Here is a 22,464-nt window from a genome sequence, read left to right as displayed (position 1 = left end):
GAGGACATCATGGAAATCGATTTGAACGCCGATCTCGGCGAAGGATGCGGCTCTGACGAGGCGCTGCTCGATCTCGTCAGTTCGGCGAACATCGCGTGCGGCTGGCATGCGGGCGGACCCAACGCGATGCGCGAATGCGTGCGCTGGGCCGTCGAGAAAGGCGTATCGATCGGCGCGCATCCGAGCTTCAACGATCCGGAAAACTTCGGCCGCAAGGAAATGGACTTGCCCGCGGGCGAGATCTACGCGGGCGTGCTGTATCAGCTCGGCGCGCTGTCGGCGATTGCACAGGCCGAGGGCGGGCGCATCGCGCACGTGAAGCCGCACGGCGCGCTGTATAACCAGGCCGCGCGCGATCCGGTGATCGCCGATGCGATTGTGTCGGCCGTGCACGACTTCGATCCTTCCGTCGTCGTGTTCGCGCTCGCGAACAGCGGGCTCGTGACGGCCGCGCGCAACGCGGGCCTCGTCGCGATCGAGGAAGTGTTCGCCGACCGCGGCTATCGCGCCGACGGCTCGCTCGTGCCGCGCAAGGAGCCGGGCGCGCTGCTCGACGACGAAGACGAAGTGCTCGAACGCACGCTGGCGATGGTGCGCGAGCAGCGCGTGAAGGCCGTGAGCGGCGAATGGGTGCCCCTCAACGCGCAGACGATCTGCCTGCACGGCGACGGCCCGCATGCGCTGGCGTTCGCGCGCCGCATCCGCAAAGCGCTCGAAGAAGCGGGCATCGGCGTGCACGCGGCCAGCGCGGCGCGCGTCTGAAGCGAATCCACAGAAAACGCCCCGCCTTTCGCGGGGCGTTTGCCAGAACGCGTCACCCGCTGTTGCCAACGGATTTTTGATGCATCAGAAGTTCGGCAGTACCCGCAGCAACGACAGGCAGTGCGCCACGCGGCCGCCGAAGAGCCGCACGGCAACGAGGGCATCCCGGCCCGCATGGCTGAGAAGGCTGGAAACATGATAGTTCGCCGCCACGAGCGGTGTCCCAATGCAGGACCACCTCTGGAGATCTAGATGCAGTCAACCGTCAACCTATGGCCGCTCATTGGCGTCGCGGTCATCATCATCGGGTTTGTGTTGCGCTTCAACCCGATGCTGATCGTGGCCGCCGCCGCGGTCATCACCGCCATCGCCGCGCACTTTCCGCCGGAGAAAATTCTCGCCGCGATCGGCGCCGGCTTCATCAAGACGCGCAATATCCCGCTCATCATCCTGTTGCCGCTCGCGGTGATCGGGCTGCTCGAACGGCACGGGCTGCGCGAGCGCGCGCAGGCCTGGATCGCGAGCATCAAGGCGGCAACGGCCGGGCGTCTGTTGATCGTCTATCTGCTCGTGCGCGAGCTGACGGCGGCCGTCGGCCTGACGGGCCTCGGCGGCCATCCGCAGATGGTGCGTCCGCTGATCGCGCCGATGGCCGAAGGCGCAACGGAAACGCGCTTCGGCAAGCTCACGGATGCCGTGCGCTACAAGCTGCGCGCGTTCTCGGCGGCGACGGACAACGTCGGCCTCTTCTTCGGCGAGGACATCTTCGTCGCGTTCGGCGCGATCGTCCTGATGGTCACGTTCCTGAAGGAAGCGGGCATCACGGTCGAACCGATGCACGTCGCGCTGTGGGGCATTCCGACGGCAATCAGCGCATTCGTGATTCACGGCTTCCGGCTCTGGCTGCTCGACCGCAAGCTCGAGCGCGAACTGCACGGCAACGCCGAATCGCAAGCCGCCATGCATTCCGACAATAACAGCAAGACAGGCCAGTCCGCCGCACAATCGACCACGCATCCGGCAACGGGAGACCAGCCATGACACTCACCATCAACTATCTGTTCTGGCTGCTCGGCATCGTGCTGCTGGTGATCGGCGGCATGATCGCCACCGACAAGGAACATCCGCGCCGCTTCACGGCGGGCGGCTTCTGGATCATTTACGCGCTGATCTTCCTGATCGGCGACAAGCTGCCCGTCGAGCTCGTCGGCGCGCTCGTCATCGTGATGGCGCTGATCGCGGGCTTCGGCGGCGTGACGGCCGGGAAGCCGAAAGTGCTGTCGGAAGCCGCGCGCAAGGCGAGCGCCAAGCGGCTGCGCAACAAGCTGTTCTTTCCCGCGCTGACGATTCCCGTCGTCACGGTGATCATCACGCTATCGGCGAGTCATCTGGTATTCGGCGGCACGCCGTTGATCGAGCAGAAGAATGTCACGCTGATCGGCTTCGGCATCGGCTGCGTGATCGCACTGGCATTCGCCTGCATGATGACGCGCGACACCGTCGGCCAGTCGATGAAGGAAGCGCGGCGTCTCGTCGATGCGCTGTCGTGGGCGGCCGTGCTGCCGCAGATGCTCGGCATGCTCGGCCTCGTGTTCTCCGACGCGGGTGTCGGCAAGGCCGTCGCGCACGTGACGACGGCGTACATCAGCCTCGACTACCGGCTGATCGCGGTGGCCGTCTACTGCATCGGCATGGCCCTCTTCACGATGGTGATGGGCAACGGCTTCGCGGCGTTCCCGGTGATGACGGGCGGCGTCGGCGTGCCGATCCTCGTCAATGTGTTTCATGGCAACCCGGCCGTGATGGTCGCGATCGGCATGTTCTCCGGCTACTGCGGCACGCTGATGACGCCGATGGCCGCGAACTTCAACATGGTGCCCGCCGCGCTGCTCGAATTGCCCGACAAGAACGCGGTGATCAAGGTGCAGGTTCCGACGGCGCTCACGCTGCTCGTCGTGAACATCTTGCTGCTCAACTTCCTGATGTTCCTGTAGCGCAGGCGTCCCGTTCGAACTGCAGGCGGCTCGCCACAATCCATTTTCGGGACAAGCGAGCCGCCCTTGCGCCAGCCTTCAAAAGGCGCGAGGCCGTTTTTAGGATGCATCTGATAGTTTGTCCGAGGCCCCGGACCTAACCTGTGAACGTTGCATCGTTCACGGTCCGGCGCTTAGCGGGTGTGCGCCGGCTCTTTCGAGAGTCTGGAGAGCATCGCCATGCAAGCGCAATCTGCCGTCGCTTCCCCTTCCTTTGCAGCACACGTTTTCCCCGTCACGCTGGCATTCGCGCTCGAAGCGCATCGTTCCTGCCGCTTCAGCGAAGCCGAGGCGCTATACCGCGAGGCGCTCGACCTGTGCCCCGACCATCCGGACGCGCTGCATTACTACGGCGTGTTGCTGCATCAGCGCGGCCAGCATGCCGAGGCGCTCGACTACCTCGACCTTTCGCTCGAACTCGAACCGGATAACGCCGAGTGCTGGAACGACCGTGGTTTCGTTGCGGGTGCGCCGGGAGAGCATGCGCTGGCGCTGCGTTGCTATCGTGTGTCGCTGGCGCTCGACCCGCGCTCTGCCGACGTGCACAACAACATCGGCGTCGCGCTCGAGGGCGAAGGCAGGCTCAGTGAAGCCGTGAATCACTACCGCGCAGCGCTGAAAATCGCCCCCACGCTCGCCGACGTGCATCTGAATCTCGGCTCGGCGCTCGACCGCCTGATGCGCCTGGACGAAGCAGACGTGCATTACCGCGCATTGCTGTCGCTGAATGCGCGTACCACCCATGTCTGTCTGAAGACGGGCGGCGCGAAGGGACTCATCGCGCGGCGCGCCGAAGATGCCGTGACCGCCTGGCGGCAGCCTCAGTAAGGCTCGACCACAAAACCGCGCTGCCGCAACAATTGCAGCACGCCCTTTTGCCCACCCAGATGCAGCGCGCCGATCGCGACGAAAACGGGCTTGTTCGGCGCTGCGATTGCCAGCATCCGGTTGACGAAGCGCCGGTTGCGATCGAACACGATCTTGTTGTCGATCTTCGTGGAAATGCGCTGGTCGCGCGCGAGCTTCTCCGACTTCGCCGCTTCCCACGCTGCAATCGCGTCGGCGTCGCCGACGCGCCATAGGCGGTGCAAGGTCTGCACATCGGCGACGTTTTCGGCGGGCGTCTGCACGAGATCCTGTGCGAGCATTTCGCGCTGCTGCGCGAGCGTGAGCCCCGTGAATGCGCGCATCTGCTCGGCCAGCGTCTCCAGTCCGACGACCTTCCCCTTCTGACGCAAATACACGTTCTGCAACTGTGCTTCCGTGCCGTACTCGGTTTGCAGCCCCGCGCTCAACGAATCGTAGGTTTCGACCAGCAACGCGGCGAGCCACGGACGCATCTTCCTGATCTCGTCGAGCGCGGCGGGATTGCCGCGCAGCCGCATCGCCAGCTTGTGCCATAGCGGCTCGGGCAACAACTTCGGCAGGCATTGATACGCGCACACGCCGTATTTCGACACGTCGTCCTGCGAGATGAGCAGATCGTCGGGCGACAGTTCGAGCGCGAGCGTAGGCGATGCGGCGAGCGCACCGAGGATCGGCGCGCGAAACGGCTGGTTGGGCGGATAGTCGTTCGGATCGCCGACATGCAGCGTGCCCAGAAGGTAGATCGTCGTCCTGCCGCGCGTCGCGGCGTAGAAAGGCATGCGCGCCGGTTGCGCGCGCACCGGACCGCTTGCCGTCGTGCCGCTCGCATAGGACGGCGGCGGATTGAAACCGGGCAGCGCCGCGCGCGGTTGCGACGGCGCATGCGGCACGGGAACGGCCGGGCGGCCGACCTGATTGGCCTGCGCGCCCTGAATGGGCGTATTTGCCGCTGCGCCCGCCGCGTGTGCCGGGGCGATCGCAGTCAGCCAATGAAACGGACACTGCGCCGCTGTGACGAGCGCCGCACCCGCGAGGATGCGCGCCGCTCGACGCCAGCCGGACGCAGCGCGCACGCCACCCGCATGCACATGATGCGAACGACGCGCGTGACGGCGCGCGAGACCACGCGCCGCCACCCCATCATGCATTCGCGTCGTCCCCCACCTCCTCGGCGCGATGACACGACACCTGACGGCCATCCACTTCGCGCAGCTTCGGCTCCTCCTTGCGGCAACGCTCGATCGCATACGGGCAGCGCTGATGGAACGTGCAGCCCGACGGCGGATTGAGCGGCGAAGGCATTTCGCCCTGCAGCTTGATCTGGATGCGGCGGTCGGCTTCGAAGATAGACGGCGTCGCCGACATCAGCGCCCGTGTGTACGGGTGACGCGGCTTGCTGAAGATGCGCTTCTTGTCGCCGAGTTCGGCGATGCCGCCGAAGTACATCACCATCACGTCGTCCGCGATGTGCTCGACCACCGACAGGTTGTGCGAGATGAACACATAGCTCGTCTTGAACTGATCCTGCAGGTCCATGAACAGGTTCAGGATCTGCGCCTGGATCGACACGTCGAGCGCGGAGACGGGCTCGTCGGCGACGACGATCTGCGGATCGAGAATCATCGCGCGCGCAATCGCCACGCGCTGACGCTGGCCGCCCGAGAACATATGCGGATAACGCTTCGCGTGCTCGGGCCGCAAGCCGACGACGCGCATCATGTGCGCGATCCGCTCGGCGCGCTCGCTCGCGCTCAGTTGCGTGTTGATCGCGAGCGGCTCGCCCAGCGTCTGCTCGACGGTCTTGCGCGGATTCAGCGAGGCAAACGGGTTCTGGAACACCATCTGCACGCGTCGGCGCAACTGCGCGATCTTCTCGTGACCTGCGCCCGCCACGTCTTCGCCGTCGATCAGAAGGCGGCCCGACGACGGCGCTTCGATCATCGTCAGTTGGCGCGCGAGCGTCGACTTGCCGCAGCCGGATTCGCCGACCACCGCGAGCGTCTGGCCGCGCTCCAGATGAAACGACACGCCGTTCAGCGCCTTCACGGTGCCGTGGCCGAACATGCCGCGCCTCACGTCATAGTGACGCGCGAGGTTGTCGGCGACCAGCACGTGGTCGCCAGCGGGCTTGCCACCATCCTGGCGGCGCGTTTCGGGTACTGCATTCATCGTGCGCCTCCGTGTTGAATGGCATCGCGAACCAGGTTCAGCGGCTTGATGCAGCGAACCTGGGCTGCGGGGTCGTGATCCGCGAGCGGCGAGAGCGCCGGCCGCGCCTTATTGCAGTCGTCGACGACGTACTTGCAGCGCGGCGCGAACAGGCATCCCTTCGGGCGATCGTCGCGTCCCGGCACCATGCCCGGCAGCGCGGCGAGACGCACCGCGCCGACGTTGTGCTCGGGAATCGCCGCCAGCAGCGCTTCCGTGTACGGATGATGCGGCGCGTTGAAGATATCCGGCACGCGGTTCGTTTCGATCACTTCGCCCGCGTACATCACGGCCACGCGCTGCGCGACTTCCGACACCACGGCCAGATCGTGCGAAATCAGCACTAGCGCCATGCCGCGATCCTTCTGCAATTGCACGAGCAGCTGCATGATCTGCGCCTGAATGGTCACGTCGAGTGCCGTGGTCGGCTCGTCGGCGATCAGCAGCTTCGGGTTGCACGCGACTGCCATCGCGATCATCACGCGCTGGTTCATACCGCCCGACATCTGATGCGGGAACGTATTGATGCGGTTCTTCGCATCAGGAATGCCGACCTGATCGAGCAGTTCGAGCGCGCGTTTGTTCAGCGCATCGCCGCGCAGCCCTTCGTGCAGCTTCAGCACTTCCTTGATCTGATAGCCGACCGTGTAGCTCGGGTTCAGGCTCGTCAGCGCGTCCTGGAACACCATCGCCACGTCCTTGCCGATGATCCTGCGGCGCTCTTTCGGCGTCGCGTTCAGCAGGTCTTTGCCATCGAACGTGACTTCGTCGGCGGTGACCTTGCCGGGCGCGTCGATGAGGCCCATCAGCGCCATCATCGTCACGCTTTTGCCCGAGCCCGATTCGCCGACGACGCCGACCACTTCGCCCGGCGCCACGTTCAGATTGATTCGATCCACAGCAGCCAGGCCGCTGAAGTTCACCGCGAGATTGCGGATGGTCAAAAGGTTACCGTTGCTCATGTCAGGCCAGCCGTTTGAGTTTCGGGTCGAGTGCGTCGCGCAGCCCGTCGCCGAGCAGGTTGATCGAGAGCACCGAGATCAGGATGGCGAGACCGGGCATGGTGACGATCCACCATGCGCTGTCGATGTAGTCGCGTGCCGACGCGAGCATCGCGCCCCACTCCGCCGACGGCGGCTGCACGCCGAGGCCGAGGAAGCCGAGCGCGGCGGCATCGAGAATCGCCGACGAAAAACCGAGCGTGGCTTGCACGATCAGCGGCGCCGTGCAGTTCGGCAGCACCTGCGAGAACATCAGGCGAATGGTGCCGGCACCCGCGACGCGCGAGGCCATCACGTATTCCTTGTGCAACTCGCCAAGCGCCGACGCGCGCGTCAGACGCACATAGCCCGGCAGCGCGACGATCGCGATGGCGAGCATCGTGTTCACCAGACCCGGACCGATGATGGCGACGACGGCCACCGCGAGCAGCAGCGACGGCAGCGCGAGCAGCACGTCCATGATGCGCATGATGGGGGTGTCGGCCCACTTCTCGAAGAACGCGGCGATCAGGCCGAGCACGATGCCCGGGATCAGCGCGAGCATCACCGATACGAAGCCGATCCAGAACGACAGGCGCGCGCCGTACATCAGACGCGAAAGAATGTCGCGGCCCGCTTCGTCGGTGCCGAGAATGAACTTCCAGCTGCCGCCGTCGAGCCATGCGGGCGGAACCTTCACGGAATCGCGGTATTGCTCGATGGGACTGTGCGGTGCGATCAGCGGCGCGAAGATCGCGACGAAGATCAGGATCAGCACGACGATGCCTGCGCCGACGGCGCCGCGGTTGCGCGAGAAGTTGGACCACAACTCGCGGGCGGCGAGCGCGCGGCCGCTAGGCGGCGTCACTGCCTGGGGGACTGTATTTTGGATGTCTGCCACGGTTTTACCTCGTATGGCGAATGCGTGGATTCAGCACGCCGTACAACAGGTCGACGACGAGGTTCACGACGATCACGAGCGTCGCGATCATCAGGATACCGCCCTGCACGACGGGATAGTCGCGCCGGCCGATCGCGTCGATCAGCCATTTGCCGATGCCCGGCCACGAGAACAGCGTCTCCGTCAGCACCGCGCCTGCAAGCAGTGTGCCGACCTGAAGACCGATCACGGTCACGACGGGAATCAGCGCATTGCGAAGCGCATGCACGACGATCACGCGCGCGGGCGACAGGCCCTTCGCGCGCGCCGTGCGGATGTAGTCTTCGCGCAGCACTTCGAGCATCGACGAGCGCGTCATCCGCGCGACCACCGCGAGCGGAATCGTGCCGAGCACGATCGCGGGCAGAATCAGGTGCGACAGCGCCGAGCGGAACGAGCCTTCGTCCGTGCCGGGCAGCAGCGAGTCGATCAGCAGGAAGCCGGTGACGTGCGGAATGTCGTATTCGACGGCAATGCGGCCCGACACGGGCGTCCAGCCAAGCTTCGAAGAGAAGAACATGATGAGGATCAAGCCCCACCAGAAGATCGGCATCGAATAGCCGGTGAGCGCCGTGCCCATCACGCCATGATCGACGACGGTGCCGCGCCGCAGCGCCGCGAACACCCCCGCCGGCAGCCCGATGATCAGTGCGAACAGCATCGCGCAGAGCGACAGTTCGACGGTCGCGGGGAAACGGGCCAGGAATTCGCCCATCACGCTGGTATTGGTGATGATCGATGTGCCGAGGTTCCCCTGCAGCGCGTGACCGACGTAATGGATGTACTGGATGGGCAGCGGCTCGTCGAGCCCGAGCCGATGCATAGCGGCTGCGTGCATGGCGGGATCGACGCCGCGCTCGCCCATCATCACTTCGATGGGGTCGCCCGGAATCAAATGGATGAGCGCGAACGCCAGGATCGTGATACCGATGAAAGTCGGTATGACCATCCCAATGCGGCGCAAAACGAATCGGAACATGGTTCGTCCCTTTGGTCTTGGTGAGAAAAAACGCAACCGGCGACGAGGGCTCGTGACCCCGGTCGCCGGACCATTTCGACCAGTCTTCTAACCGAACGAAAAGCGTACTGCGTATGGGACGCAGCGAGCAACGAAGCCCGCCGCATCACGAGATTTACTTCATGCTCACGCCGTCGAAGCGCGCGTAGCCCAGCGGCTCGATACGCATGTCGACGACCTTCTTGCTGACGGGCTGATACACCGTCGAGTGAGCGATGGGCGAGAACGGCAGCTGCTGCGCGAAGATCTGCTGAGCCTGCTGGTAGTACTTCGTGCGCTCGGCCTGACCCGTCGTTTCGCGGCCCTTCTGCACCAGCTCGTCGAACGGCTTGTAGCACCACTTGCCGAAGTTGTTGCCGTTCACCGCGTCGCAGCCGAGCAGCGTGCCGAGCCAGTTGTCGGGGTCGCCATTGTCGCCCGTCCAGCCGATCAGCATCGAGTCGTCTTCGCCCGCATGAGCGCGCTTGATGTACTCACCCCACTCGTACGTGACGATCTTCGCCTTCACGCCGATCTTCGCCCAGTCGGCCTGGATCATTTCCGCCATCAGGCGGCCGTTCGGGTTATACGCGCGCTGCACGGGCATCGCCCACAGCGTGATGTCGAAGCCGTTCGGGAAGCCTGCCTTCGAGAGCAGCGCCTTCGCCTTCTCCGGATCGTACGACGCCATCTTCAGGTTCTTGTCGTAGGACCACTGGGTAGGCGGCATCGGATTCGTCGCTGCCTGGCCTGCGCCCTGGTAGACGGAATCGATGATCGCCTTCTTGTTGATCGCCATGTCGAGCGCCTGACGCACTTCGAGCTTGTCGACGGGCTTGTGCGTCACGTTGTACGACAGGTAGCCCAGGTTGAAGCCCGGCTGCGACGGCATGTCGATGTTCGAATCGGCCTTCAGCGGCGCGATGTCGGCGGGACGCGGATAGCTCATCACCTGGCATTCGTCGCGCTTGAGCTTCTGCACGCGCACGCCCGGATCAGGCGTGATCGAGAAGATCAGCTTCGACAGCTTGACCGTGTTCGGCTTCCAGTAGTCCGGGTTGCCGTCGAAACGGATCGTCGCGTCCTTCGTGTAGCTGCGGAAGATGAACGGGCCCGTGCCGACCGGCTTCTGGTTGATGTCGGCGGCCTTGCCGTCCTTCATCAGCGAATCCGCATACTCAGCCGAGAGGATCGACGCGTATTCCATCGCCAGATTCTGGATGAACGGTGCGTTGACTTCCTTCAGCGTGAACTTGACCGTGTACGGGTCGACCTTTTCGATCTTGTCGATCAGCTTGTCGAGGCCCATGTCGGTGAAGTACGGGAACTGCACCGGGTATGCCTTGCGGAACGGCTGGTTCGTATCCAGCATGCGCTGGAACGTGAACACGACGTCATCCGCGTTGAATTCGCGGGTCGGCTTGAACCAGGACGTCGTGTGAAATTTGACGCCGTGGCGCAGATGGAACGTGTACGTCTTGCCGTCCGGCGAGACATCCCACTTTTCCGCGAGGCCCGGCTCGACCTTCGTGCCGCCACGTTCGAACTCGACGAGGCGGTTGTAAACGGTAAACGTGTTGGCCGTGAAATCCACGCCCGTGGTGTACTGCGCCGGATCAAAACCCGCGGGGCTGCCTTCCGAGCAGTAGACGAGGGTTTTGTTCGGGATATCGGCGGCGTTCGCCAGTTGGGTCCCCGCCATCGATGCCGCTGCCGTCGCGACCAGCATCGTGAGCCGTGCCGCGCGCAACAGTTTGTTTTGCTTCATGTTTCCTCCAGGTTCAGCGCCGGCAAAAACCAGCGTAGCGCGATATTACTGACGTTTCCCAGGGGCCACAAGCAGAGGAAATTGTTTGTGTTGACGATCGGAAACAACTGAAACCGGGTCTGCCGCGCGCCGCGCGGCAGCCTGTCCGAACTAGAGCGAAATTGCGTAAAGAAGCGTCAAATTGGTTACTTCAGGCCGACGTTCCAGAACTGCGTCGGACCAAACGGATCGATCTTGAACCCGGTGATGGCCTTCGACAGCGGCTGATAGACAGTCGAGTGTGCAATCGGAGTGAAAGGTACTTCCTGCTTGAAGATCTGCTGAGCCTCGGTGTAGTCCTTGGTGCGCACGGCCATGTCGGTGGTGGCGCGGGCCTGCTTGATGAGGTCGTCGAACGGCTTGTAGCACCATTTGGAGAAATTGCTGCCGTTCACGGCGTCGCAGCCGAGCAGCACGCCGAGCCAGTTGTCCGGGTCGCCGTAGTCGCCCGTCCATCCGATCAGCATCGCCTCGTGCTCGCCGCTATGCGCGCGGCGAATGTACTCGCCCCATTCGTACGTGACGATTTTCGTCTTGACGCCGATCTTCGCCCAGTCCGCCTGCAGCATTTCGGCCATCAGGCGCGCGTTCGGGTTGTAGGGGCGTGAAACGGGCATCGCCCACAGCGTCAGGTCGAAACCATCCGGATAGCCCGCATCCTTGAGCAGCCCTTTCGCCTTGTCGACGTCGTACGGCGCATCTTTCAGGCTCCTGTCGTAGCCCCACTGCGTCGGCGGCATCGGGTTGGTCGCGGCCTGGCCCGCGCCCTGATAGACCGAGTCGATGATCGCCTTCTTGTTGACGGCCATATCGAGCGCACGGCGCACCAGCACGTTGTCGAGCGGCTTTTTCGTCGTGTTGTACGCGATGAAGCCCAGATTGAAACCGACCTGATGCGGCAGCGCCAGCGAAGAATCCGCCTGGATCTGCGGGATATCGGCGGGCTTTGGGTAGCTCATCACCTGGCATTCGTTGCGCTTGAGCTTCTGCAGGCGCACGGACGGATCGACCGTGATCGAGAAAATCAGCCTGCTCACCTTCACGACGCCCGGCTTCCAGTAATTCGGGTTGCCGTCGAAGCGGATCGACTCGTCCTTCGTGTAGCTGCGGAAGATGAACGGACCCGTGCCGACCGGGAACAGGTTGATGTCGGAGGCCTTGCCCGCCTTTAGCAGCTGATCCGCGTATTCGGCCGACAGGATCGACGCGAACGGCATCGCGGTCTTCTGCAGGAACGGAGCGTCGACTTCCTTCAGCGTGAAGCGGACGGTGTACGGGTCGAGCGCCTCGACCTTGACGATGTTCTTTGCGAGGCCGAGATCGTTGAAGTACGGGAATGGCACAGGGTAGGCCTTGCGGAACGGCAGCTCGGGATCGAGCATCCGCGTATACGTGAAGACGACGTCATCGGCGTTGAAGTCGCGCGTCGGCGTGAAGAACGACGTCTTGTGGAACTTCACGCCGTGACGCAGGTGAAACGTGTATTGCAGGCCGTCGCTGGAGACTTCCCATTTTTCGGCGAGCCCCGGCTCGATGTCGGTGCTGCCGTGGCCAAACTCGACCAGCCGGTTATAGATCGTGTATGAGCCCGCGCTGAACTCGACGCTCGTCGTGTACTGCGCAGTGTCGAATCCGGCTGGACTTCCTTCGGAACAGAAGACAACCGTCTTGTCGGGCAGCGACGCCGCGACGCCCTGATTGGGCGCGAGGCAGGCCGCGGCAAGCGTGACGGCGGACAAAGCGGACAAGCAGGACTTTCGAACCGCAAACAGCGTCGATGACATTGGCATGTTGTTCTCCGCGAGGCAGTTGGGTCGAGTGCCTTTGGATCATAGTCAGCCAATATTCGGATTCAATATGGGTTTTCACCCCGCTTTCATGACAGGAAGGTGAAAGCTCGACTGCGATGGCGGCGTCACGCGAAATGAAACGGGCGGCGCATGCTCGCACATGCGCCGCCCGTAAACGAGTCGAACGGTAGCCGTCAGACGCCCAGCCGCTCGCAGATCGCCTTGCTCGCCGCCGCGCCGTTGAGCGTGTAGAAATGCAGGCCCGGCACTTTTGCGTCGACGAGGCGGCGGCACAGGTCCGTCACCACGTCGAGTCCGAAGGCGCGGATCGCGTCGCGGTCGTCACCGAAGCTTTCGAGGCGCTTCGCGATCCAGCGCGGCACCTCCGCGCCGCACATTTCGGAGAAGCGCATCAGCTGCGAGTAGTTCGTGATGGGCATGATGCCCGGCACGATGGGCACATCGACGCCTAGCTTGCGCGCTTCATCGACGAAGCGGAAATACGCATCGGCATTGAAGAAGTACTGCGTGATCGCCGAATTCGCGCCCGCCTTCACCTTGCGCGCGAAGTTCTCGAGATCGTGCCGCGGCGAGCGCGACTGCGGGTGATACTCGGGATATGCCGCGACCTCGATGCGAAACCAGTCGCCGAACTCGGCGCGAATGAAGCTCACCAGCTCCGACGCATAGCGCAGTTCGCCAACCTCGCCCATGCCCGACGGCAGATCGCCGCGCAACGCGACGATATGACGGATGCCGTGCGAGCGGTACTCGTTGAGAATCGCTCGCAGGCTTTCCTTCGACGAGCCAATGCACGACAGATGCGGCGCGGCTTCGAGGCCGTCCTTTGACATGTCGAGCACGGTATCGAGCGTGCCTTGCTGGGTCGAACCGCCGGCGCCGAACGTGACGGACACGAATTTGGGCTTGAGCGGCAACAGTTGCGCGCGCGTGGCGCGCAGCTTATCGAGCCCTTCCTGCGTCTTCGGGGGGAAGAATTCGAATGAAAGTTCGATGGGGTTCATGGTTCTGTTCGCAACCCGTCAGCCGATGCTGCGGTTGCCGAAGATGAGCGCGGACAACAGCCACGAAACGATGCTGTACAGAATCGAGCCGAAGAACGCCGACCAGAAACCCGACACTTCGAAGCCCTTCAGCAGCGATGCGCACAGCCAGAAGCACAGCGCGTTCACCACCAGTATGAAGAGCCCGAGCGTGAGTATCGTGACGGGCAGCGTCAGCAGGATCAGCACCGGCCGCAGAACGGCATTGATGAGCCCGAGCACCAGCGCGACGATCAGCGCAGTACCGAAACTGCGGATGTGAATCGACGGCACGAGGTAGGTGATGATCAAGAGCGCGAGTGCGTTGATCACCCAGGTCAGCAATACAGTCATGAGCAGCTCCTGGTCGTCTGTGGGTGTGAAGTCCGGGTTGAACTCTGGGTTGACCTCATGCAGCATGCGCTAAGCGCCGGCCCACGCGCGGCATCGCGTCGAGCCGCCTTGCCGGCCTGCTTCGTGGTCCGATGCGGCCGCACGCGATGGCGCGCGGCCGCATCTGTCATGCCGCGTGGCGTCAGCTTAGTAACGGTAGTGGTTCGGCTTGAACGGACCGTTCTTGTCGACGCCGATGTACTTCGCCTGATCCGCCGACAGCTCCGTCAGGTTCGCGCCGATGCGCGCGAGGTGCAGGCGCGCAACCTTTTCGTCGAGTTGCTTCGGCAGCACGTAGACCTTGTTCTCGTACTTGTTGCCTTCGACGAACAGTTCGATCTGCGCGAGCGTCTGGTTCGTGAACGAGTTCGACATCACGAACGACGGGTGGCCCGTCGCGCAGCCGAGGTTCACGAGGCGGCCTTCAGCCAGCAGGATCACGCGCTTGCCGTCCGGGAAGATGATGTGGTCGACTTGCGGCTTGATGTTTTCCCACTTGTACTGACGCGTCGACGCAACGTCGATTTCCGAGTCGAAGTGGCCGATGTTGCAGACGATCGCGTTGTGGCGCATCGCCTTCATGTGATCGTGATTGATCACGTGGTAGTTGCCCGTCGCCGTCACGAAGATGTCGGCCTTGTCGGCGGCGTATTCCATCGTCACGACGCGGTAGCCTTCCATCGCGGCCTGCAGCGCGCAGATGGGATCGATTTCCGTGACCCACACCGTCGCGCCCAGACCGCGCAGCGATTGCGCGCAGCCCTTGCCCACGTCGCCGTAACCTGCGACGACGGCGATCTTGCCCGCGATCATCACGTCGGTCGCGCGCTTGATGCCGTCGACGAGCGACTCGCGGCAGCCGTACAGGTTGTCGAACTTCGACTTCGTGACGGAGTCGTTCACGTTGATCGCCGGGAACGGCAGACGGCCTTCCTTCTCCATCTGATACAGGCGATGCACGCCCGTCGTCGTTTCTTCCGTGACGCCCTTGATGTGCGACAGACGCGTCGAGTACCACGTCGGGTCTGCGTCGAGATGCTTCGCAATCGCCTTGTACAGCGCGACTTCTTCTTCGTTGGTCGGCTTGCCGATGACCGTGCGGTCCTTCTCGGCCTTCGCGCCGAGAATCAGCAGCAGCGTTGCGTCGCCGCCGTCATCGAGGATCATGTTCGCGAATTCGCCGTTCGGCCATTCGAAGATGCGGTGCGTGAACTCCCAGTATTCGTCGAGCGACTCGCCCTTGAACGCGAACACGGGCGTGCCGCCCTTGGCAATCGCGGCGGCAGCGTGGTCCTGCGTCGAGAAGATGTTGCACGATGCCCAGCGCACATCCGCGCCGAGCGACTTCAGCGTTTCGATCAGCACGCCCGTCTGGATGGTCATGTGCAGCGAACCCGCGATGCGCGCGCCCTTCAGCGGCTGCTGCGTCTTGTACTCTTCGCGCGTTTGCATGAGACCGGGCATTTCGGTCTCGGCGATGGTGAGTTCCTTGCGGCCCCAATCGGCGAGCGACAGGTCGGCAACAATGAAATCCTGGGAATCTTTGGAATCGTAAACTGCGGCGTTCATCACGCCCTCCTTTCTAAAAAAGACTAGAAATGTTGACGTGAGCGCCGTTCGATGCGGTTGGTTTGTAAGCGCGGCGCGCATCCAATCCTTCCGATTGAAAGCCTTCGAGCCTGGCGGGCCGAGCCCGTCGCAACGCTCCTCGAAGACGAACGGCGATTGTAGCAAAACGAGATGGCGTGCGGTGTGACGATTCCGGCTATGCCGACTGATTCCGCGCGGAATCCGCGTCCAGTTGCGCGCGCAGTTGCGGCGCGAGTTCGAAGCCGCGCAGCTCGCTGATCGCCGCATACGCGCGGCGCACGAACGCCCACGATGCGTCGCGAGTCGAGGTGATGAGTTCGTCGGACACGTCGGCCATGCCCATCGAAATGCGGAAATAGCGCTCGGCGTGGATCTTCGGGTGATAGTGCATGAGCACGCGCTTGCGGTCGTCGAGGCGCGGATTGTCGAAGATATTGAGCAGCGCGAGCGAAAACGCGCCGTCTTCGCCGCCGTGACGGCGGAACACGTCGTCGAACGGAAAACCGCCGAACGCCGCATAAACGGAACGGCGAATCACGAGACTGCTCGGCACCGTGTTGCTGAGGGTCGCGGCATGCTCCGGGTATTGCGGATGGCCGGTGATATCGGCGGGAAATCCGCAGAACTCGACGTCGAGCCGGACGGACGGCTGGCCCGGATGCTCTTGCAGGTACGCGACGGGCCCGGCGAGCGCGCCGGGCAGATATTCGTCGTCGGCGTCGATGAAGGCCAGCAACGGATAGCGCGCATGCATCGCGCCCCAGTTCCGCGCGCGCGCCGCGCCGCCGTTGTGCGGCATGCGCAGCAGTTCGATCTGCGGATACTGCTGCGCATGACGCAGCGCGACGTCTGGCGAGCCGTCCTGTGAACCGTCGTCGACCACGATGATCTGTGCTGCTTCGGGCTGTGCGACGCAGCTGTCGAGCGTCCGGGCAAGAGTTTGTTCGGCGTTGTAACAGGGAATGATGATGGAGATCGGCAACATCGCTTTAACCGGCTGTCGTGGAGTGTCTGCGCCGATAATCATAGAACCAGTCCGCCGCAGGCCATCTCCAAAATAGACGCGACTAGCCGCTACGTGCGTTTGCGTGCCTCTACGTCACAGCGGCAGCATCCCGAACACAGGCGCCAGCAGCACCATCACGACGCCCGCGATCATCATCGTCAGGCTTGCGACGACGCCCTCCTCACTGCCCAGCTCGCGCGCCTTCGCCGTGCCGACGCCGTGCGCCGCCGCGCCGAACAGCGCGCCGCGCGCGAGCCGCGTGCGCAGCGGCACGAGCGCCAGCACGATTTCGCCGAACAGCATCCCGCAGACGCCCGTCGCGATCACGAACAGCGCGGTCAGATCCTTCGGCGCGTGAAGCTTGTCGGAAACGGCGAGCGCGAACGGCGTCGAGATCGAACGGGTCATCAGGCAACGCTGCAGTTCCGGTGAAAGATGCAGCAGCCTCGATAGCGCGAGCGAGCCGCCCACCGCGACGACAATGCCGACCGTCACGCCGACGGTGAGCGAAATCCAGTGGCGTTTGAGCAAAGTGCGGTATTCATAGATCGGCACCGCGAACGCGACAGTCGCCGGCCCGAGCAGCCACATCAGCCAGCGCGTGTCCTGAAAGTAGACGGCATACGGAATCCGCGCGACCACGACGATCGCCGCGAGCACCGCCGGCACCGCGAGCAGCGGCGTCAGCCACGGCGACCTGAAACGCGCATACAGCGCCTTCGACGCGAAATAGAGCGCCACCGTCAGCACGAAGCAGCCGGCGGCGGTCAACCGGGATGCGTCATCGGCGAAAAGCGACGTATAGAAGGCGAAGGCGCTCATGACAGGTGAATTACGAAGCGTGAATTAGCGGAAGTTTCTGGAGGCAGCACGGCCTTCGACAGGCGCGCGCTGAACCATCACCGGCGTAACGCGAGGCGCCGTTCGAGGCGCGCGGCCTGTTCGACGGCAAACGCGACGGCCACCATCACCATCAGCGTGCCCGCGACCACCACCAGCGCGAGGCGCCAGCCGTCTTCGCGGAACAGGCCGCCGTACTGGACAGCGGCCACAGCGGCGGGAATGAAGAACAGCAGCATGTCCGACAGCAGCCAGTCGGCGCCCGCCTTCACCCAGCGCGGCGCGACACCGCCGCAGAACAGCAGCGCCAGCAGCATCACGAGCCCGACGACGCCGCCCGGAATCGGCAAGCCGAAGCGGCGCACGATGAAATCGGCGGCAAACCAGACGCCCGCGAGCGCAGCGCTCTGCACCGCGATCCGGCTGACCTTCGCGACGGGCGACGTCGAATCGAGACGGACGGAAGCGGCAAGACGAGCGATGAGCGGCGAGATCATGGCAAACCCTAGGTGACTTTCAGATAGAGTTCAGTATAGGTTGCGGTGCAGCATAAATATAATGACTTAGGATTATTCACTTCATTCCGATATGGAATCCAAGGGCAACGACTATGGAACTGCGCGCGCTACGTTATTTCATCGAGGTCGTCCGGCAGCAAAGCTTCACCGTCGCGGCCGAGCAGATGTTCGTCACGCAGCCGACCATCAGCAAGATGGTGAAGTCGCTGGAGGATGAGATCGGCTCGCCGCTCCTTCTGCGCGACGGCCGGCAGATGGTGCTGACGGACGCCGGACGCATCGTCTATCAACGCGGCCAGGAAGTGCTCACGTCGTATGCGCAGTTGCAGGCCGAACTGAACGACCTCGACAAGCTCGGGCGCGGCGAACTGACGATCGGCATTCCGCCGATGGGCGGCTCGCTCTTCACGCCCGCGATCGCCGCGTTCCGGCAGCGCTATCCGAAGATCGAGCTGAAGCTGTTCGAGCAGGGCTCGAAGGCGATCGAGGCCGCGCTGATCGCTGGCGAACTGGAACTCGGCGGCGTTTTGCAGCCAGTCGATCCCGACATGATCGACGTGCTGCCGATGACCCGCCAAGTGCTGTGGCTCGTCGCACGCCACGGCTCGCGCTGGGACGCGCTGCAGGAAGTTCCGCTTGCCGAGCTGGCGAACGAGCCGTTCGTTTTCTACGGCGAAAGCCTCGCGCTGAACGACGTGGTGCTGGCCGCGTGCCGCACGGCGGGTTTCGCGCCGACCATCGTCGGACGCAGCGGGCACTGGGACTTCATGGCGGCGCTGGTGCTGGCGGGCGTCGGCATTGCGCTGTTGCCCGCGCCGTATTGCCGGCGGCTCGACGACGCACAATTCACCTGCCGTCCCGTCGTCGCGCCGGAGATTCCATGGGAAATGGCGATCGGCTGGCGGCGCAACGGCTATCTGTCGCACGCGGCGCGCGCGTGGCTCGACGTCGCGCGCGAGACGCTGCCGGGACTGACGACGGACAACTTCACGCATCCGCCGACCTTCGCCGTTCCATCGCCGTCGCCGGATCACCCGAAGCCGCCGCAGAATTAAAAACGCCGCCCGGATTGCTCCGGGCGGCCTCGTGCTCCCCTCTTGACTGCTTGCGAACGCGTGGCGCTTATTGCGCCTGAGCCTGCGTTTGCGCGGCTTGCGCGGCATCGAATGCGCTCACCTGATACGGTGCGCCGAGCAGCGACTTCACGCGGTCGAGCCAGCCCGACTTCGCCTCGGCGGCCGCGCCGCTCAACTCGACGCGCGTGCCGTCGATCTTCATCTCGGCGCCCGGCGTTGCCAGCAGCGGCATTAGCGCGTCGATATGCGCGAGCCAGTCGGCGGCCTTCGTGTTGTCGTCGGCGGTGATGTCGGCGCTGAATCGCCCAGCGCCGAATTTCTTCGTCAACGCGTTCAGCAGCGCGGACCTTTCGGCGATGGACTGCACGGTCGCGGTGACCGTCGGCTTGCCGCGCTTGTCGACGGTCACGACCAGTTGCGAGTCCTTCGCGGGATCGGCCGCCGTCTCTGTCTGGACCTTGCCCGAGGCGCTGGCCGCGCTGTCGCGCGCCGCTTCCGGAGTGGCGGAACTGGAAACCGTTGCGGTCGTCGCGGCAACTGCATGGTGGGCGAAGAAATCCGTCGCCGACGGGCAGTAGGCCAACGCCACCCAGGTCAGCATCGCGACGATCGCGCCGACCAGCGCGGACAAGGCCGCGATGCCGAACCAGTGCTTCGCGCTCGGGCCGGCATAGCGCACTTCGCGCGCGGGCTGCGGAACGGCAGCGACCGCAGCGGGTGCAGCCGCTGCGGCTGGCCCGGCGGTGGAGACGGCCGGCTCGGCCGGGCTGCGCACGGGCGCGGGCGCAGCGGCGGGATGCTCGAAATGCGCGGAAACTGCGCGCACCTGCGCACCGATCGTGTTGACAAAAGCGGATACGCCGCCCAGGCCGAGGACCGTGGTGAGTCCGTCGTTCAGGTAAGGCGCGATGATGGGCAACTGCTGGCCAAGCATCGTCGGCAAGACGCCGATATTGCCCCGATGGTCAAGGAGGTGGCGCTTGAGCACGCCCATCAGGATGCTGCAGGCAATGCCCGTGACCGCGTGCGTCGCGTGTGCGGGCACGCCCGTCTGCATCGACACGGTGTCGCTCAATCCGTCGATGCGGCGCTCGAACGTATGCTCCAGCAACTGCCGGCCCGTCGACGACAACTGCGTGACGCCCGTGGTGCTCGCGAAGATGCGCGGCAGTTGCTCGCCGATATCGGCATGGACTTCTTGCCCGAGGATGGTTGCGAACAGCGCGCGCGCGCCGTCGAGCGTCGTGCATTTGTTCATCAGCCCGGCGACGAGCGCCGGCGTGGCCACGTCCATGACTCTCGCCGTCGCGTCCGGCGGCAATCCGAGGCAGTTCGACAGCTGCCGAACCACGGCGTCCGGCAATGCAGACCGGAACAGTTGAATCACATTGACACTCATCGATTCGTTTCCCTGAATTTCGGAATTTCGAACACGCGCCCATGCGCCCTTCGTTGGGCGGCGATTATAGGAGCGGGAAAATCTCAGAAATGAAGCAATGAACGATTTTTAAACTTTGTAGGATTTCTCTCATATGGATTCTTATCAACTGTCAAAATTGGCTACCCGCGCGTAATGAAAACCCTCAGCGAAGAATGATCGCTGCTCGCGTCGCGCGGCGTTGCTGGCGGCATTTGTCTCGCGCACACTTGTCCACGCATCTTGTCCGCGCATTGCTGTGAGCGCCCCCGCTCGCGTGATGTCGCCATAAGAACGATCGCTCTAAGCGGAACGCACGGCGCGCCCCTATGATGAAAGCTGCCGCCCGCGCGATCACGCGCGCCCGGATGTCGTTCAAACATGGTCTTTCGCGCGCCGCCGCCGTCCACGTACATCGCCCGCGCGCCCCAATCGAACAGCGCCGCACAACAAGCGGCGCGCGCCTGTCAAACGGAGACATCAGATGGAACGGTTCGGCCCCGGCAACACGCATCAGGTGACCAATCAGGTCCCGCCGCTCGCGAACTACAACCTGTTTTCGAGCGACGCTGCGCTCGCTGCCGCCGTCGAGCGCGAAGGCGCGGCGTGGCATCGCGACGCGCTGATCCGGGACGGCGCCGCGCTGAGCGCACCCGACGTGCTCGCGCTCGCCGATCTCGCGAACCGCCACCCGCCCGAACTCGCGACATTCAGTCCGCGCGGCGAACGCATCGACGCGCTCGAGTTTCATCCCGCGTGGCATACGCTGCTAGGCCTGCTGCGTCGCGAAGGACTGCATGCGCTGCCGTTCTCCGATCCGCGACAGGGCGCGATGGTCGCGCGTTGCGCGGGTTACTTCCTGCATGCGCAACTCGAATCCGGCTCGCTGTGCCCGGTGACGATGACCTTCGCCAGCATTCCCGTGTTGCAACGGGAGCCGGCGCTCTTCGATACGCTTCGCGACAGGCTGTACTCGCGCGTGCACGATCCGCGCGACCTGCCGCTCGCTCAGAAGACGGCGATCATGATCGGCATGGGCATGACCGAAAAGCAGGGCGGATCAGACGTGCGCAGCAACCGCACGCAGGCGTTCGCGATGAGCGGCGAAGGCGGCGAAGGCGGCGGACGCGGCGCCGCCTATCGGCTGGTCGGCCACAAGTGGTTTTTCTCCGCGCCGCAATGCGACGCGCATCTCGTGCTCGCGCGCACCGACGATCGCGAAGGCCTGTCGTGTTTCTTCGTGCCGCGCTTCGCACCCGACGGCAGCAAGAATGCGGTACGCGTCCAGCGCCTGAAGGACAAGCTCGGCAACCGCTCGAACGCGAGCAGCGAAGTCGAATTCTTCGATGCCTACGGCGTGATGATCGGCGACGAAGGGCGCGGCGTGCCAACCATCATCGAAATGGCGAACTACACACGGCTCGACTGCGTGATCGGCAGCGCGGCATTGATGCGCGCCGCGCTCGTGCAGGCGATCCACCACGCGCGCCATCGCAGCGCATTCGGCAGGCATCTCGCCGATCAGCCGTTGATGCGCAATGTGCTCGCCGATCTGTCGCTCGAATCCGAAGCGGCGACCGTGCTGTTCATGCGGCTTGCGCGCGCCTTCGAAGACACGACGAACGCGCCCGAGGAACGCGCGTGGCGGCGGCTCGTCACGCCCGCCGCGAAGTACTGGGTATGCAAGCGCACGCTCGAATTCACGGGCGAAGCCATGGAGGTGTGGGGCGGCAACGGGTACGTCGAAGAAGGCCCGATGGCGCGCTTCTATCGCGAAGCGCCCGTGAACTCGATCTGGGAAGGCTCGGGCAACGTGATGTGTCTCGACGTGCTGCGCGCGATCGAGCGCGAACCCGACGCCGCGCATGCACTGCTCGACGCATGGCGCAAAGAGGCGCAGGCACATCCCGCGCTGAATGCCGCGCTCGGGCGTCTGATGAGCGCGCTGACGTCGGCGCCCGAGACACGCGAAGCATCGGCGCGCCGCATCGCGCAGCAGATCGTGCTGATCGCGCAGGCCGTGCTGCTCGTCCAGCATGCGCCGTCAGTCGTCGCCGATGCGTTCATCGCGACGCGCGTCGGCGAAGGGTGCGGCGAAAGCGGCCGCGTGTACGGCACGCTGCCGTCGGTGTTCGATCATGCGGCGATCGTCGATCGCGCCTTTGCGAGCTGAAATCGAACAACGAACCAGCACCCA

At 64.1% G+C, this 22,464-nt stretch carries 21 protein-coding genes and 1 riboswitch; of the genes, 6 read left to right on the top strand and 15 right to left on the bottom strand.

Annotated elements, in window-relative coordinates:
* Nucleotides 1-9: 9 nt before the first annotated feature.
* On the top strand, nucleotides 10-762 hold the full coding sequence (gene pxpA, locus J8I87_RS24840) for a 5-oxoprolinase subunit PxpA (protein WP_209934670.1): 753 nt from the start codon (nucleotides 10-12) through the stop codon (nucleotides 760-762).
* 84 nt (nucleotides 763-846) lie between these two features.
* On the opposite strand, the gene J8I87_RS45725 is transcribed toward pxpA, so the two are convergent.
* The gene (locus J8I87_RS45725; protein WP_280923094.1) at nucleotides 847-975 is read right to left on the bottom strand and encodes a hypothetical protein; all 129 of its coding nucleotides are present in this window, start codon (nucleotides 973-975) and stop codon (nucleotides 847-849) included.
* Nucleotides 976-1,014: 39 nt separating this feature from the next.
* Here J8I87_RS45725 and J8I87_RS24835 point away from each other — a divergent pair, with 39 nt between their 5' ends.
* From J8I87_RS24835 to J8I87_RS24825, 3 genes are all read left to right on the top strand, one after another.
* The gene (locus J8I87_RS24835; protein WP_209934668.1) at nucleotides 1,015-1,803 is read left to right on the top strand and encodes a DUF969 domain-containing protein; all 789 of its coding nucleotides are present in this window, start codon (nucleotides 1,015-1,017) and stop codon (nucleotides 1,801-1,803) included.
* The gene (locus J8I87_RS24830) at nucleotides 1,800-2,756 is read left to right on the top strand and encodes a DUF979 domain-containing protein (RefSeq protein WP_209934667.1); all 957 of its coding nucleotides are present in this window, start codon (nucleotides 1,800-1,802) and stop codon (nucleotides 2,754-2,756) included. Before J8I87_RS24835 ends, J8I87_RS24830 begins: the two co-directional genes overlap by 4 nt.
* 219 nt (nucleotides 2,757-2,975) lie before the next feature.
* Nucleotides 2,976-3,623, top strand: a complete 648-nt coding sequence (locus tag J8I87_RS24825) for a tetratricopeptide repeat protein (protein WP_209934666.1) — start codon at nucleotides 2,976-2,978, stop codon at nucleotides 3,621-3,623.
* Here J8I87_RS24825 and J8I87_RS24820 read toward each other — a convergent pair.
* From J8I87_RS24820 to J8I87_RS24760, 13 genes are all read right to left on the bottom strand, one after another.
* On the bottom strand, nucleotides 3,617-4,810 hold the full coding sequence (locus J8I87_RS24820) for a TraB/GumN family protein (RefSeq protein WP_209934665.1): 1,194 nt from the start codon (nucleotides 4,808-4,810) through the stop codon (nucleotides 3,617-3,619). The genes J8I87_RS24825 and J8I87_RS24820 overlap by 7 nt on opposite strands.
* Nucleotides 4,803-5,831: a peptide ABC transporter ATP-binding protein gene (locus J8I87_RS24815; protein ID WP_209934662.1), complete on the bottom strand. Its 1,029-nt coding sequence runs from the start codon at nucleotides 5,829-5,831 to the stop codon at nucleotides 4,803-4,805. Before J8I87_RS24815 ends, J8I87_RS24820 begins: the two co-directional genes overlap by 8 nt.
* Entirely contained in the window at nucleotides 5,828-6,832 is a 1,005-nt protein-coding gene (locus tag J8I87_RS24810; protein WP_209934661.1) for an ABC transporter ATP-binding protein, read from the bottom strand. The genes J8I87_RS24815 and J8I87_RS24810 overlap by 4 nt, the downstream gene beginning before the upstream one ends.
* Before the next feature lies 1 nt (nucleotide 6,833).
* Nucleotides 6,834-7,751: an ABC transporter permease subunit gene (locus J8I87_RS24805; RefSeq protein ID WP_209934660.1), complete on the bottom strand. Its 918-nt coding sequence runs from the start codon at nucleotides 7,749-7,751 to the stop codon at nucleotides 6,834-6,836.
* A gap of 4 nt (nucleotides 7,752-7,755) precedes the next feature.
* On the bottom strand, nucleotides 7,756-8,769 hold the full coding sequence (locus tag J8I87_RS24800; protein WP_209934658.1) for an ABC transporter permease subunit: 1,014 nt from the start codon (nucleotides 8,767-8,769) through the stop codon (nucleotides 7,756-7,758).
* Nucleotides 8,770-8,923: 154 nt separating this feature from the next.
* The gene (locus J8I87_RS24795; protein ID WP_209934657.1) at nucleotides 8,924-10,555 is read right to left on the bottom strand and encodes an ABC transporter substrate-binding protein; all 1,632 of its coding nucleotides are present in this window, start codon (nucleotides 10,553-10,555) and stop codon (nucleotides 8,924-8,926) included.
* 185 nt (nucleotides 10,556-10,740) lie between these two features.
* Entirely contained in the window at nucleotides 10,741-12,384 is a 1,644-nt protein-coding gene (locus J8I87_RS24790) for an ABC transporter substrate-binding protein (RefSeq protein WP_209934653.1), read from the bottom strand.
* Nucleotides 12,385-12,578: 194 nt separating this feature from the next.
* Nucleotides 12,579-13,409 carry a methylenetetrahydrofolate reductase [NAD(P)H] gene (gene metF / locus J8I87_RS24785; RefSeq protein ID WP_209934651.1) on the bottom strand — a complete coding sequence of 277 codons (831 nt, stop codon included), beginning with the start codon at nucleotides 13,407-13,409 and terminating at the stop codon, nucleotides 12,579-12,581.
* Between the two features lie 18 nt (nucleotides 13,410-13,427).
* The gene (locus J8I87_RS24780; RefSeq protein ID WP_087736270.1) at nucleotides 13,428-13,781 is read right to left on the bottom strand and encodes a phage holin family protein; all 354 of its coding nucleotides are present in this window, start codon (nucleotides 13,779-13,781) and stop codon (nucleotides 13,428-13,430) included.
* 186 nt (nucleotides 13,782-13,967) lie between these two features.
* The gene (gene ahcY / locus J8I87_RS24775) at nucleotides 13,968-15,389 is read right to left on the bottom strand and encodes an adenosylhomocysteinase (protein ID WP_209934650.1); all 1,422 of its coding nucleotides are present in this window, start codon (nucleotides 15,387-15,389) and stop codon (nucleotides 13,968-13,970) included.
* Between the two features lie 32 nt (nucleotides 15,390-15,421).
* Nucleotides 15,422-15,536, bottom strand: a riboswitch (S-adenosyl-L-homocysteine riboswitch).
* Nucleotides 15,537-15,585: 49 nt separating this feature from the next.
* Nucleotides 15,586-16,395: a glycosyltransferase family 2 protein gene (locus tag J8I87_RS24770; protein ID WP_209934649.1), complete on the bottom strand. Its 810-nt coding sequence runs from the start codon at nucleotides 16,393-16,395 to the stop codon at nucleotides 15,586-15,588.
* A 114-nt stretch (nucleotides 16,396-16,509) separates the two neighbouring features.
* Nucleotides 16,510-17,238: an LrgB family protein gene (locus J8I87_RS24765; protein WP_209934648.1), complete on the bottom strand. Its 729-nt coding sequence runs from the start codon at nucleotides 17,236-17,238 to the stop codon at nucleotides 16,510-16,512.
* A 77-nt stretch (nucleotides 17,239-17,315) separates the two neighbouring features.
* Nucleotides 17,316-17,753 carry a CidA/LrgA family protein gene (locus J8I87_RS24760; RefSeq protein WP_209934646.1) on the bottom strand — a complete coding sequence of 146 codons (438 nt, stop codon included), beginning with the start codon at nucleotides 17,751-17,753 and terminating at the stop codon, nucleotides 17,316-17,318.
* A 113-nt stretch (nucleotides 17,754-17,866) separates the two neighbouring features.
* Here J8I87_RS24760 and J8I87_RS24755 point away from each other — a divergent pair, with 113 nt between their 5' ends.
* Entirely contained in the window at nucleotides 17,867-18,829 is a 963-nt protein-coding gene (locus J8I87_RS24755) for a LysR family transcriptional regulator (RefSeq protein ID WP_209934645.1), read from the top strand.
* A gap of 67 nt (nucleotides 18,830-18,896) precedes the next feature.
* Here J8I87_RS24755 and J8I87_RS24750 read toward each other — a convergent pair whose 3' ends face one another.
* A complete protein-coding gene (locus J8I87_RS24750) occupies nucleotides 18,897-20,249 on the bottom strand; it encodes a DUF937 domain-containing protein (RefSeq protein ID WP_245254136.1) in 1,353 nt (450 codons plus the stop codon).
* Nucleotides 20,250-20,751: 502 nt separating this feature from the next.
* Between J8I87_RS24750 and J8I87_RS24745 the strand changes: the two genes are divergently transcribed.
* A complete protein-coding gene (locus J8I87_RS24745) occupies nucleotides 20,752-22,440 on the top strand; it encodes an isovaleryl-CoA dehydrogenase (RefSeq protein ID WP_209934642.1) in 1,689 nt (562 codons plus the stop codon).
* Nucleotides 22,441-22,464: the final 24 nt, after the last annotated feature.

It is taken from the genome of Paraburkholderia sp. LEh10 (assembly GCF_017814945.1).
Classification (GTDB): Bacteria; Pseudomonadota; Gammaproteobacteria; order Burkholderiales; family Burkholderiaceae; genus Paraburkholderia.
This window is presented reverse-complemented; position numbering and strand designations above follow the sequence as displayed.